The organism is Lactobacillus sp. UMNPBX12 (genome assembly GCF_002553955.1).
Lineage (GTDB): Bacteria > Bacillota > Bacilli > Lactobacillales > Lactobacillaceae > Lactobacillus > Lactobacillus crispatus.
In genome coordinates, this window is record NZ_PCYY01000019.1 from 1 (window position 1) to 13654 (window position 13654).

The 13654-nt window shown below is 35.1% G+C and carries 11 protein-coding genes and 1 CRISPR repeat array; of the genes, 6 read left to right on the plus strand and 5 right to left on the minus strand.

All coding sequences use genetic code 11. The annotated features are described in order from the left end of the window. Positions 1–128 precede the first annotated feature (128 nt). Positions 129–596 carry a hypothetical protein gene (locus CP363_RS07840; protein ID WP_013086461.1) on the plus strand — a complete coding sequence of 156 codons (468 nt, stop codon included), beginning with the start codon at positions 129–131 and terminating at the stop codon, positions 594–596. Between the two features lie 103 nt (positions 597–699). On the opposite strand, the gene CP363_RS07845 is transcribed toward CP363_RS07840, so the two are convergent. Next, on the minus strand, positions 700–3015 hold the full coding sequence (locus tag CP363_RS07845; protein ID WP_065990553.1) for a phospholipase D family protein: 2316 nt from the start codon (positions 3013–3015) through the stop codon (positions 700–702). A gap of 172 nt (positions 3016–3187) precedes the next feature. Between CP363_RS07845 and CP363_RS07850 the strand changes: the two genes are divergently transcribed. After that, positions 3188–3748: a histidine phosphatase family protein gene (locus CP363_RS07850; protein ID WP_098036091.1), complete on the plus strand. Its 561-nt coding sequence runs from the start codon at positions 3188–3190 to the stop codon at positions 3746–3748. A gap of 89 nt (positions 3749–3837) precedes the next feature. On the opposite strand, the gene CP363_RS07855 is transcribed toward CP363_RS07850, so the two are convergent. Further along, the gene (locus tag CP363_RS07855; RefSeq protein WP_054833014.1) at positions 3838–5205 is read right to left on the minus strand and encodes an aspartate kinase; all 1368 of its coding nucleotides are present in this window, start codon (positions 5203–5205) and stop codon (positions 3838–3840) included. Between the two features lie 19 nt (positions 5206–5224). Then, a complete protein-coding gene (thrC, locus tag CP363_RS07860; RefSeq protein WP_089150136.1) occupies positions 5225–6715 on the minus strand; it encodes a threonine synthase in 1491 nt (496 codons plus the stop codon). 111 nt (positions 6716–6826) lie between these two features. Between thrC and CP363_RS07865 the strand changes: the two genes are divergently transcribed. Both CP363_RS07865 and thrB read left to right on the plus strand, forming a co-directional pair. Then, positions 6827–8062 carry a homoserine dehydrogenase gene (locus CP363_RS07865; protein WP_013086456.1) on the plus strand — a complete coding sequence of 412 codons (1236 nt, stop codon included), beginning with the start codon at positions 6827–6829 and terminating at the stop codon, positions 8060–8062. A gap of 16 nt (positions 8063–8078) precedes the next feature. After that, positions 8079–8942 carry a homoserine kinase gene (gene thrB, locus CP363_RS07870; RefSeq protein WP_098036092.1) on the plus strand — a complete coding sequence of 288 codons (864 nt, stop codon included), beginning with the start codon at positions 8079–8081 and terminating at the stop codon, positions 8940–8942. A 26-nt stretch (positions 8943–8968) separates the two neighbouring features. Here the strand turns inward: thrB and CP363_RS07875 are convergent, their stop codons facing one another. Continuing rightward, positions 8969–9616, minus strand: coding sequence for a temperature-sensitive replication protein (locus CP363_RS07875; RefSeq protein WP_098036093.1), 648 nt, complete (start codon positions 9614–9616; stop codon positions 8969–8971). Positions 9617–9786: 170 nt separating this feature from the next. Here CP363_RS07875 and CP363_RS07880 point away from each other — a divergent pair, with 170 nt between their 5' ends. Continuing rightward, positions 9787–10665, plus strand: a complete 879-nt coding sequence (locus tag CP363_RS07880) for a YitT family protein (protein ID WP_098036094.1) — start codon at positions 9787–9789, stop codon at positions 10663–10665. A 229-nt stretch (positions 10666–10894) separates the two neighbouring features. Further along, positions 10895–11349: a CRISPR direct-repeat array (repeat unit 29 nt; unit sequence GTATTCTCCACGTATGTGGAGGTGATCCT). Between the two features lie 1036 nt (positions 11350–12385). After that, on the plus strand, positions 12386–12952 hold the full coding sequence (gene msrA / locus CP363_RS07885; RefSeq protein WP_098036095.1) for a peptide-methionine (S)-S-oxide reductase MsrA: 567 nt from the start codon (positions 12386–12388) through the stop codon (positions 12950–12952). Between the two features lie 70 nt (positions 12953–13022). Here the strand turns inward: msrA and CP363_RS07890 are convergent, their stop codons facing one another. Then, entirely contained in the window at positions 13023–13646 is a 624-nt protein-coding gene (locus tag CP363_RS07890; protein WP_098036096.1) for a M23 family metallopeptidase, read from the minus strand. Positions 13647–13654: the final 8 nt, after the last annotated feature.

Below are 13654 nucleotides of genomic sequence, written 5' to 3' on the forward strand. Positions count from 1 at the left end.
TAAAGAAATAAATTTAAGGAATCATTCATCCTTACACAAACTATTTTACAGTCTCATTTTACCTCAAAGGTTTATTTTGAAAAAGCTTTATAATATTGCGTAGGAAAATAAATAAGAAGGTGAGCACAATGAAAGACAGAATTATTGGTGGAACTCCTATTAAATTAAGTCACGTCTTAATTGGCATGATTGTAGTGATTTTTCTTTCACTGTTTTTAGCAGAATTTGGTTATCAACCTTGGTGGCTATTTCTTATTGTACTAATTTTAGGCGTATTTTTAACTTTACCTACCTGTTTTAGTTCATATTGGCAAATTGATAGTAAGAATATCACATCTATCACTTATGATAGCAACGATGCACTAAAATTGCTCCAGTTACTTGGTTTGCGTAAAAAAGATAAGCAAATCATTAATTTGTCAGAGATAAAGAATGCTTCTGTTGTTTATCTTAAAAATTTGCGTCTCAGTCCTATTGATTTTGATCTCGATTATCTAGATTTAATCTTAGATCTAAATAAAGGAACGAAGGTTACCTTATCACTTGGAAGTATTGAATATCACAAACTAGATTCTATTCTAACTTTGACGAAATAATTTCAGTAAAAGAATATCAATCTAAATCTCAACATTATTATCCATATAGCAAATAAGACTTCAAGTCATGATAGGTTAGAAGCCTTATTTTGAATGATACAATCTAATTTCTATGGAAGAGATTACCAAACCAACTATGGTTCTTTTTAGCCTCTTCTTTTCGTCGTTGTTCACGATCTTCTAACATTGCCTTAGCCAGCATATCAACTGTTTGAGTTAATTGTGCTTGATTGTCTCGTTGTTGCTTATCTCTAAATGAACTACTATTTTGATACTTATTCATTAACGTATCATCATCAAGCCATTTATCAAAGTTTTCCACGTCAAGGATAAAGCCAGTACTAGTTTGTTGTGATGCAATGTGATATTTTCTAGGCAAATATTTAAAGTAGCGATCAAGCATAGTAGAGCCACTATTTTTCGCCGTTTGATCGGAGATTTTATTGAAAAGCTCTTTATTGATTTGAGCTTTTAGCCGGTCATCTTGTTTAATAAATAAGATATCGCTACCAATTTTTGCTTGATTGATTAACATTCCCCAGTCATTTCGACCAACGAATAGGGAATAATCGTAATTTTCTTCAAAATACTTGCTGACTTGGTTATACATATCAAATTTATCAAGTGCAGTTTTTAAAACATGCTTGATTGGATATAAGAAGTCTCTTTCAATCTTCTGCGCGTCTTCAACACTAACGTTAGTAAAGAATTTTGCTAATTCAACTTGACAATATTTAAAAAGATCATCATTTGCACGGCTAAATAAGCTAGTTAATGCTGCATTACGTTGATCACTTTCACCTGAAAAAGTAGATTCAAAGCTTAAGTACCATAAACGACGCATAATTTCAGGCTTTAGTGAAAATTGTGATTTAATAGAGCTTTCTTGTCTATTCATCGTGAAAATGAATGCTGGTGAGGGATGAGTTAAATTACGGTTGTTAGTAACTTCCTTGATGAATCTTTCAAAGTAAGTACGCGTTGTAAGTTCAGGACTGACATCATCAATCATTAATGGACTTACAGGACCATTTGTATATACATAGTCACTTAGCGTGTTGGTAATTGTCATATTGATATTACTCTTGCCAAAGGCATAATTCTTTGGATCCATCATTCCACTATCTAAGAAATTATGAGCACCAATTAATTTAGCGGCTAGTCTTTTCCCTAGGGTGGACTTACCAGTTCGACCTTGTCCGATTAGTGCTGTAGCAATAGGCACGTCCTCTCTAGATACGTTGCTTCCAGATAATTCATATAAATTGCGGATTTTCCAAAGCCATGGTGATTCATACAGAAACAACATAAAGTCACAAGCTTGCCAGCCTTCACCAACTTCTTTGTAAGTATTATATTCATGAGTGATATCACAGAAAAGCTGAAGTGCATTTTTTAATTGCTCTTCAGTTAAATCAGAAGTAATAACTTCAGAAGGGATGTTATCACCAATTTTAGAGGCTTGGAATAATTGACCATTATTGTAAAACTGAACAGGAACAGGGAAGAGATCTTCTTCTTTTTCAATTTGTGTTGTATCTGCTTTTGCCTTTTTGTCTTGACGAATAATGTGCTGAGTTAAGCTATATAAATCTTGCCCGATTGTATCTAGCTTACGTCTTTTATTGCCACCTTCACCAAATAAAGTAACTGTTTGTGAAGCAACAAGCTTTTCATTTTCAGATAATTTCTTTAATTCATCATCTTTGCTGTAATGGTCACGATACTTTTTGATCTCTTCAGCTGGAAGAATGATGATGTCTTTACCAGTTGAATTAGGACTATTTTTAATTTCTAGAGAAGAATCCTGCATCACATGAATGCGTAGCTCTTCTTTATCTTTGTCTTTTAAATAACCAGATAATTTTTTAGCATCAATGTATGTTGCAGCTTGATCAAGGTTATCCTGAAACATTTGTTGGTAGCAATTGAACAATGGATCAGAAGTATTGCCGTAGTCCCAAACTAATTGCTCCATATTTTTATTAACAGCCGCATCGGTAAGATTCATTGAACCCGAAAAGACGGAGTACTTGCTTTGATTTCTCATTAAATAAAGCTTAGTGTGAATCAAATTTTGTTTGGTGAAGAAAAGTTGTAAACTACCATCTAAAATGCGTTTAGTGAAGGTACTATCTTGGTGCTCGTAACTATATTCAATCAAATCACGACGCTTATTTAAAATTTGGTCAATTCTTTTGCCAATTGAATTTGATCCATTATCAGTTAGTCCAAGAATTAGTGTGATCTGGTCAAAACGTGGTAGAAGATTTTTCTCAATAAATTTAATGTTGGAAACAAAGGAAATACCTTTAAACTCAGAGAATTTATTTGATTCTCTTTGAAAATCAACTAATTGCCAAAAATCGGCATTGGAAATTAATTTTTGATCAGTATGATTGAGTATTTCTAATCCCATATGAAATCCTTTCGTGAGTATACAAATATTTGCTTTTAGTGTATCGTGAAAAATTGAATTAGAGCAAGGAAAAATTAATTTATCATTGAATTTATAAATTGGATTAAGTAAAATTTGATTCAAATAACGGTAGTAAAAAAATATATAATATGTTATTGCTTGGGAGACAATTATGACAACAGTATATTTTGTAAGACATGCTCAACCTGATTTATCAGTTCATGATGATTTAACACGTCCTTTGACAGAAAAGGGGTTGCAAGATAGAAAAAAAGTAACTGATTACTTTAGAGATAAACACATCGACCAAGCTTTTTCTAGTCCATTCAAGCGTGCAATTGATACAATTCAACCAGTTATAGACGAGAAGAAACTAACATTATCATCTATTTCTGACTTTAGAGAAAGAAAAATTGGTGATGAGTGGATTTCTAATTTTCATGAATATTGTGAAAGACAGTGGGAAGATTTTGATTATAAGCTAAGAAATGGCGAATCTTTAAAAGAGACGCAGAAGAGAAATGTTGTAGCTTTGAAGCTAGTTTTGTCCAAATATCAAGATCAAACTATGATTATTGGTGGACATGGTACAGCAATTGGATCAGTAATTAATTACTATGATCCAAGCTTTAAATATGAAGCCTTTGCTATGATCCAGTCAAAGAATCCATTTATTGTGAAAATGAGCTTTGATGGAGAAAAATATTTGGAGTATAAAGTAGTTACTTTTTAGTAAAAAGATAATCTCATAAAGTAAAAATGGTAAATCAAGGTACTAATAACCAGATTTACCATTTTTTATTTGTTATATTATAGCTTATGTTAAATTTTATCCTGAGCAATGAAATTATCATAAATGGTTTTGATAACTACTTCTTCATCTTGCCGTCTGGTACCAATCATAATTGAGATTTGGGATGCACCCTGGTTAATCATTTGAATGGAGATGTTCTTTTTACCAAGAGGGTAAAGCAGGCTAGCACATAAAGTCAGCTTGTCCTTCATCCCTTCACCTACCACCATTGTGATCGCATAATCATCAATCCACTGCATTTGATCAGGATTTAGACTAGTTTGAATTTCATTACAGATAACATCAATTAATTGATCAGTTAAGACATCTTTTTTGAAAATAATGGTAATATCATCAATTCCAGATGGCATATGTTCATATGAAACGTGATGTTTTTGCAAAATTTCCATTAACTTCAAGGTGAAACCAGCACCTTTATTTAACATATATTTTCTTAAATAAAGGGCCGCGAAGTTTTTGCCTCCGGCAATACCTGTGATTGTGTGTTTAGGTATAAAGCCGTCCTCTGGTACGATCATTGTCCCAGGTTTTTCTGGAGCATTAGTATTTTTAACATTGACAGGAATTTCGCCTTGAATAGCAGGAATTAAGGCTTCATCGTGAAAGACGGAAAATCCCGCATAAGATAGTTCCCGCATTTCTTGATAAGTCATTCTTTTAATTGGCTTGGGCTGATCAACGATATGGGGATTGGCTGAAAAAATAGCATCGACATCGGTGAAGTTTTCATAAAGATCAGCGTTTAACCCCCTAGCTAGAATAGCACCGGTAATGTCAGAACCACCGCGAGAAAAAGTAGCAATATGTCCTGATGGTGTAATGCCATAGAAGCCAGGAAAAATGATCTTTTCATCTTTTGCAGCCTTAATTCTTTTTAAGTTCACATAAGTTTCAGGATTGACTTCAGCATTATTAGAAGTGCCAGTGACAATTAAACCTACATCTTTTGGCTCTAAAAATCGTGCTTTAATTCCTTGATGATTTAAAATTTTAGCAATCAAAATTGCATTAAGACGTTCTCCGTGTGCTTTAAAGGTTGCCATGCGGTAGTCATTATTAGGGTAACTTAGCTTCGGCAATGTAAGTAGAAGCTGCTTAATATCCTCTAATTCTGCTTCAGGCAGCTCAAAATATTGGGCAATTAATTCATAACGCTTAAAAATACGGGTAGCGATGTCTTGATAATTATTACTCCTCAAGCTCATATATGCGTAAGTGATCATTAGATCGGTTACTTTAATATCATCCTCAGTTCTTTTGCCCGGTGCTGAGACTACAACGACTTGTCTTTCGGGATCGGCATTAATAATACTTAGGGCCTTATCTACGCTATTACCTGAGGCTAGGGAAGAACCTCCAAATTTAACAACTTTCATATCTATTTTTCCTTAACTATTATTTCAAATCTAAAATTGAACTGATTTCTTTTTCCATATCATTTGGTTCAATAATTTTTTCGGTCTTGGGTTCACGATCAAAAAGGGCACGCACACCGATTGATAATTGACCGCCTAATTCATCATGCAATTCTTTAATTGCACCGACGCCAGTTTGCATACTAGGACCACCAGTGATGGCTTCATACACCGTTTCTGGGAACTTATATGGACTGGCCGTTGAAACAATGACCATTGGGGTTTGATCGCCGGTCTTCTTTTGATATTGATTTGCTACAAAAGAGCCAACAGCAGTATGTGGATCAATTACATAGCGGTCATAATTGTAGGCCCGTTTGATTTCTGATTTAACCTCTTCTTCTGTTGCAAAACCAGCTGCAAAATTTTTTTGTAATTTAGTGAAAACTTCACCGCTAACTTGATAATGACCGCGTTGAGTCAATTGATTCATTAAACTAGCGACTTCATAGTTATTTTCGTCATAAAGGTCAAATAAAAGTCGTTCCAAATTGCTGGAAACTAGGATATCCATTGCTGGTGCATTGGTTAAATGGAACTTACGTCGCTTATCGTAGACACCATTATTAAAGAAATCAGTCAATACATTGTTTTCATTAGATGCACAAATCAACTTTTTAATAGGCAAACCTAATTTCTTAGCATAATATCCAGCTAGGATGTCACCAAAGTTACCTGTTGGCACAGCAAAGTTAACTTCGTCTCCTAGTTTAATTTCTTGTCTGCGTACTAATTGCCCATAGGTGTAGAGGTAGTAAGAAATTTGCGGAACCAGACGACCAATGTTCATCGAATTAGCTGAAGAAAATTGATAGCCATTAGCATTAAGTCGGTTTTTGAAAGAATCATCGTTGAAGATTTTTTTAACTTCAGTTTGAGCATCGTCAAAGTTACCTTTGATTGCAATTGCACGCAAATTGTTGCCGCGTTGGCTGAGCATTTGCTTAAGTTGAACAGGACTAACGCCACCTTCAGGATAAAAGACTATGACATCGGTACCCTTTTGATTAGCAAAGCCACGCATTGATGCCGTACCAGTATCGCCAGAAGTAGCGGTTAAAATAATAATATCTTTAGCAATCTTTTCAATTTGAACAGCTCTGGTCATTAATTGTGGCAACATTTGCAAAGCTATATCTTTGAAGGCAAGGGTAGGACCGTGAAAAAGCTCCATGTAAAAACGGTTATCGTGCTTTTCGATTGGAACAATGCTGCGATCATCCCATTGTTCACTATAAGCGCTTTGAACTGCAGTGGTGATTTGCTCCTTAGTAAAGTCATCAAAGAATAAGCTAATAACCATGGCAGCGATTTGCTTGTAGGAAAGTTTGGATAAATCTTCTAACTTAAAATTAGCTTGAGGAAATGCAACAGGCACGTAAAGCCCACCGTCTTGAGCCAAGCCTTGAATAATTGCTTGAGGTGCAGTTAAAGTGTTTTCTTTTGAACCTCTAGTACTACGATATTGCATAAACAATCTTCCTATCTTATGAAATATTAATATTATAACTATTGTACCTTGATTAGCAGCTATGATACAATCATAAAAATAAGAAAATCATTAAAAAGAGGATAAGATCAAATGGCCATCAAAATTGCATTGCTTGGATTAGGAACAGTTGGTTCAGGTGTTTTAAAAATAATTAAAAATAATAAAAAGAAGATTAGACAAACAAGTGGTGAAGAAATCATCATTGAAAAAGCTCTAGTACGTAATCCAGAAAAACATCGTAATTTAGCTAACGAAGTGATGCTAACTACAGATTTCGATTCGATTTTGCAAGATCCCGAAATTAAAATTGTAGTTGAATTAATAGGTGGGCTTCATCCTGCTAAGGAATATATTACTGCAGCAATCAATGCTGGAAAAAATGTAGTTACGGCCAATAAAGACTTAATGGCAACTTTTGGTTCGGAATTGATTAATTTAGCTGCAAGTAAAAAGTGTGATTTAATGTATGATGCTAGCGTTGCAGGCGGGATCCCTATTTTGCGGACCTTGGCTACCTCTTATTCCAGTGACATTATTTCCGAAATTCAAGGAATTATTAATGGTACGACGAATTATATTTTGTCACAAATGGGGGAAAAGGGACTAAGTTACGAGGAAGCGCTGAAAAATGCTCAAGAGCTGGGCTTTGCGGAGGCTGATCCCACTAACGATGTTACAGGTAAGGATGCAGCATACAAGATTGTAATTTTAAGCAAGTTTGCTTTTGGTACTAAGATTAGTATTGATGATTTTACTATTCAAGGGATTAATAATCTAAAGGATTTTGACATTAAACAGGCTCAGAAGTTAGGCTATGTCATTAAGCTGATTGGGATTGCCAAAAATATTAATGGTAAATTATTTGTAGAAGTTGCTCCATGTTTGTTGCCAGAAAATGCGATTATGGCGCATATTAAAAATGAACTAAATGCTTTACAAATTAAGAGCCAAAGCCTAGGAACAGCAGTATTCACAGGCCCTGGTGCGGGTAGCTCTGCAACGGCTAATTCAGTCATGAGTGATGTGATTACTGAAATAAAAAACGTAGTGAAAAAGACCACCGGTCAGCCATTTAGTAATTTCTCCCATGTTATGCAATTAACAAGTTCGGAGGATGTGAAGTATTCCTATTATTTATCTTTCGAAGCAGAAGAGACCTTGTTTGATTTGAGTAAATTACTCTCTGATTTGGAAATTCCGGTTCGTGAGATTAAACAAGTACAATCAAGAATTGTAGTTGTAACCGAAAATATTAGTCGACAACAGCTCCAAGATTTAGCAATTCAAGATCAATATTTAAAGGCTAGCTATAAGATTTTACAGTAAAGGAAGGGAGAAAAAAATGATTATTAAAGCACCAGCTTCAACGGCAAATTTGGGCCCTGGCTTTGATTCACTTGGCATGGCGGTTTCACTTTATTTGGAAGTAGAAGTTTTAAGCGTAGCTGATCGCTTTCAGGTGGATCATGTGATGAAAGGAATTCCACATGATGAAAAAAACTTAATTGTTAAGACTGCACTAACAGTTTATCCAGGTTTACAACCGCTTCATTTACGCGTCAAAAGCAATATTCCGTTGGCTCATGGTTTAGGCAGCAGTTCAAGTGCTATTGCTGCCGGAATTGAATTGGCTAATCAAATTGGTAAGCTGGGACTATCAGATGAAGAAAAGGTTCAATTAGGAGCTAAAATCGAGGGACATCCTGATAATATTGCACCGACTATTTTGGGCGGCTTGGTTGTTGGTGCTGAAGTTAACCATCATTTTGATGCAGTTGAAGCACCACTTCCTCCATATGCGTTGGTGGCTTATGTACCCGATTATAATTTGGAAACTAAGACAGCTAGAGCAGTTTTGCCTAAAGAATTAGCTTTTGGCGTAGCTACGCATGGCTCAGCAGTTGCTAATACTTTAATTGCTAGTTTGTTTGCTCAAGACTACCCTAAAGCAGGAGAATTAATGGAACAAGATGTATTCCATGAAGTTTACCGAGAAAAACTAGTGCCAGAACTTGTAAAAGTGCGGGAGGTAGCTCATTCAAAACATGCCTTGGCAACTTATTTGAGCGGCGCAGGTTCAACTATTATGACGTGGATTGAAGATAAACATGTAGCTGGATTTTTGTCGGGCTTACGTAAACATGATTTAAAAGATGAGACATTGATCTTACATCCTGATGAACAAGGTATCCAAGTTATCCAATAAAAAAGACTGACCAAACGGTCAGTTTTTTAGTCATCAAAGGTTGCGGCAAAACTATCACCATCAACTAGCATTCTTTTAGCATTGACAGCATACCAATAAGGAATAACCTCAGTGCCATTTTCTTGCTCGAATTCGCAGTCGGCCATTTTTAAAATTTGATCTAAATTTTTAGCACTGACGTTAGGGTAGAGCTTCAGCAAAGCTTCTTGAGTAATGCCACTTTGCGTAAAGCCACTAGCGGGATAGTTGGCAGAAAAAATATCAGAAAAATCATCTAAGTCATATCTAGGCTTAAATTCTTCATCAAAGTATTTGATTTCGATGTTTTCAATTTCCATAAAGGCACCAAGCTGTTTTGCCATGTAAGGGAACTTATTAGCTAGTTGTTCAACAGTAAAACCATTGTTTGCTTTAGTTTGTGCATTGGGATGCAGTTTAAGCCAAGCTTCACGTATATTATGACTATCTTTTCTTTCAATAAGAAGGTCTTTGACTTTTTGAATAGCTGCATTGTGTCTGTTTACGGCTTTTTGCCAGTCTAATCGATTAGGATATAACTGTCTATAGCGGACAGACAAGGGATGATCGATTGCGTTGTAGATAAAATTCAGCTTGTCAGTGGTATAAGAAGTTAGTTCATCGTTACGCCACATTAATTCATAGTAAGAACTCATGAAAGACACCTTTCTATTTGGATAGACTAATTAATATTAACTGAATAGTATCATTTTTTGCCCCGATTAACAAAAGTGATAAAAATGTCTATTTAGATTGGTCAGAAGCAAAACTTTTGTTAAAATTAATGTGTTTACTATTAGTATTTGCTCAAAGGATTTGACAAACTATGGATCAACTTGATAAGTTCAACCGACGCTACAATTTTCTTTCAAAATTGTCAGCTGCCTTCTTTTATTCAATTGCGGTTGCAGTTGCCCTGAACTTTTTTTGGACGCCGGGGCATATGTACTCGTCAGGAATCACGGGTTTTGCGCAATTAATTAATACTGTAAGTGAAAGATATCTACCGTTTACATTATCAACATCAATGATGTACTTTCTTTTGAACTTTCCTTTATTTATATTGGCTTGGTTCAAGATAGGACATAAATTTACTTTCTTCACCATCGTTGCTGTTGTTCTAGGTTCTATCATGATGCACGCTATTCAACCTTGGCAGATGCACCTGGATCCACTGGTTTGTGCGATTTTTGGTGCTTCGATCAACGGTGTTGGAACTGGGATGGCATTAAAGAACGGTATTTCAACTGGTGGACTGGACATTATTGGTATTGTAATTAGGCAAAAAACGGGCATTAGTTACGGAAAATTTAATATTTTTATTAATTTGATTATTATCGCTGCTGCGGGATACATGTTTGGTTGGCCACGTGCTCTTTATTCCGCTTTAACTATTTTTATTAATGGGCGAGTAATCGATGCGGTTTACACCCAACACCAGAAGATGCAAGTAATGATTGTTACTCAGCATCCACAGCATATTATTGATGGAATTCAGAATCGAATGCATCGTGGAATCACTATTTTGCACGATGCTGAAGGTGCATATAGTCATATTGAAAAGACAGTTTTGATTACCATTATTGATCGATATGATATGTATGATATTCGCCAAATCGTGCAAGGAGCAGATCCGTATGCTTTCATGAGTGTTAGTGAAGTTGAAAAAGTATATGGTCGCTTCAAGGAGCAAGAAATCGTTTAATGGATAGCCCTTAAACCTTGATATATAAGGATTTATAAATGAAATTTGAATCCTAGGGGCACTTTGGGAGCAAAACTATTCAAAAAGAAGCAGAAATGCTTCTTTTTTATTTGGAGTGTTATTTGGAGTGGCTTTTTGTAATTATGGCTTTATATTGGTCTTTGTTAAAAGTGATTAAAAATGATATTATTTCGATTGAGAGATGTTGATATATCGTGGATCATTTAGTGTATTCTCCACGTATGTGGAGGTGATCCTTGTTCCTCATTGATTCGTTGAAGTCGTTTAAGGTATTCTCCACGTATGTGGAGGTGATCCTCTTACACGAATTGGGACACGCATTAAATGATAGTATTCTCCACGTATGTGGAGGTGATCCCACCTTTTACGGTCTGCGGTGTCGGTATATCTTGTATTCTCCACGTATGTGGAGGTGATCCTTTTGACCCGTCATTTGGGTGTACTTAGATAGGGTATTCTCCACGTGTGTGAAGGTGATCCTATGCAGGATATACCTAATAATTTAAAGACTGGTATTCTCCACGTATGTGGAGGTGATCCTGCTATCAATTGGAGTAGGTGAGACTGTTACAGGTATTCTCCACGCATGTGGAGGTGATCCTTTACGTGACTGACTAAAAAACTGAATCCAGGCGTATTCTCCACACATGTGGAGGCTAAATAGCTGCTCTGAAAAATATGTTCTATAGAGTGGCTGTTTTTGTATATTATTTAAAAATATTGTTGATGGTGCACGGAGATTGCGTTCACTTATATAGTGAAAAGATGCTAAGAAATCTAAAATAGAATCGAGATGAATTGGTAATCTGGTAATCGTAAGAAGGACTTAGCTACTAATCGTTGTATTCAATTTTGATAACAAATTAGTTAAAGAGCAAAAAATGTGAAGAATTATAAATTTAATAAGTTTATGTAAAAACAGTGTCATTAAGTTAGGCTATTGATTTTGGTGAAAAAACAATTAAAGCATCATTTGGCTTTAGACGGCCAGATTGATGCTTTTTTGGCATATTTTTCTAAATATCATTCGCGTTACACGTAAAAGCGTGTGTTGTATATAGTGAAAGGAGGCTAAGAGAATCGGAGCTAAGAGGTGACAAATATGCCGAAAGCCCAATTGCAAAGTGCAAAATAAAAAACCACAAATCAAAGTTTACTTCAAGTTAAACCTTTGGATCCTGGTTTTTGAAATTTCCATTAATTTGGAATGAATAATTGAAGAGGGGGGGACCGGAACTCCCTTCCTTTTCTATATTTTCATTTTAGTAAATTGAAAGTATTTTTACAAATGAAAAATATAAAATTAACTCATACTGGCAAAAATACTAAATGGTCATTAAAGTTCTATCCTAAAAGAGCTTTGTTGACTGGTGTTTTGATTGTGATTGCTATAGCATTATTGAAAGTGATTTTTAATAGCTAAATATACAGAAGTAAATAAAAAGTGGAATGATAAAAATGAGGCCCGTAAGCTTTACATTAATAAGAGGTCAACGACGAAAAACTTTATTTTAAATCTTGCTATCGAAGATGATTTAGAACAGATTGAAAAGTATATTGAAGAAAGACGCAATAATTTGTAAAGAAATAAAATGGGATGCATCAGGTAATAAAAAGTGCATCTCATTTTTATTTGTATATAATACTAGTTAACTTAAAAAAACAATAAAATTCAAATAAAATGGAGGTATTTCAAAGAATGACAGAGAATAATAAACAAGCCGAAGGCACTGATACCAAGGCAAAAGCCAACTGCGACACAGCAATCTTCGCTGGCGGTTGTTTTTGGTGCATGGTCGAACCTTTCGATACAGTTGACGGGGTAGAAAAAGTAGTTTCTGGTTATACTGGTGGTCATGTTGCTAATCCAACATATGAGCAAGTCTGTTCAGGTACGACTGGCCATACTGAAGCTGTTGAGATTACCTTTGATCCAGCAAAAATATCGTATGATCAATTGCTAAACTATTATTGGCAAGTAACTGATCCAACAGATGCGATGGGGCAATTCCAAGACCGTGGTGATAATTATCGACCAGTAATTTTTTATAATTCATCTGCTCAAAAAGAAGCAGCTGAAAAATCTAAGCAAAGATTACAAGCTAGTGGTAAATTTGATAAACCAATCGTAACTAAAATTGAACCAGCTAAGCCATTTTATCCAGCTGAGGAATATCACCAAGATTTTTATAAAAAAGATCCACTTAGATATGCAATGGAAGAAGCTGGTGGAAGAGCTAAGTTTATCAAGGAACATTGGGATTAATAAAAAGCAGATCATAACTGTTATAAGCTGTGACCTGCTTTTTTACTTTCAATATTTTAGATTATGTTAACTATTTCTTTAAGTTGCTTTTGATAACCTCGATTGGATTGAGCCAAGTTCCGTTGTTAACGTTCCAATTCTTACATGGAAAACCATATTTGTTTATGTAATCTTTATTTGTTTGAGTAACGCCAAGGTGTAAGTGTGAGCCAGTTAGCTTACCGATCTTTTGACCTAATTTAATCTTTTGACCAGTCTTAACATAAATGTCTTTTTTCTTATTAAAGCCTTCTTGGTAAACTTCAACGTAATTATCAGGACTAATAACCCAGATGAACCAGCCAAGGCCGTTGCCATAAGCAACCTTTTTAACAGTACCTTGATGAATTGCATATACGTTAGAATGCCCAACTTCTGAAAAACCAAAATCCCAACCATCATGAAAGTAGGAAGGTGGTGTAGTAGAACGCATATAGTTAGTTATGCCAAAAGTTTGTGCATTATACATTGGACGAACACCATTTTTCTTGTTTGCTTTAAACGGATAAGCCCACTTGAGATTCTTGGGTTGAACTTCAGTTGTATTTTGTGAGTCGTCAAGCGTATCAGCATAAGCAGTGGTGGTTGATAAACCAACGCTTGAAGTTAATAATGCAGTACCTAACAAAGAAATTATTAATTTACGAAATTTCATTATAAAAA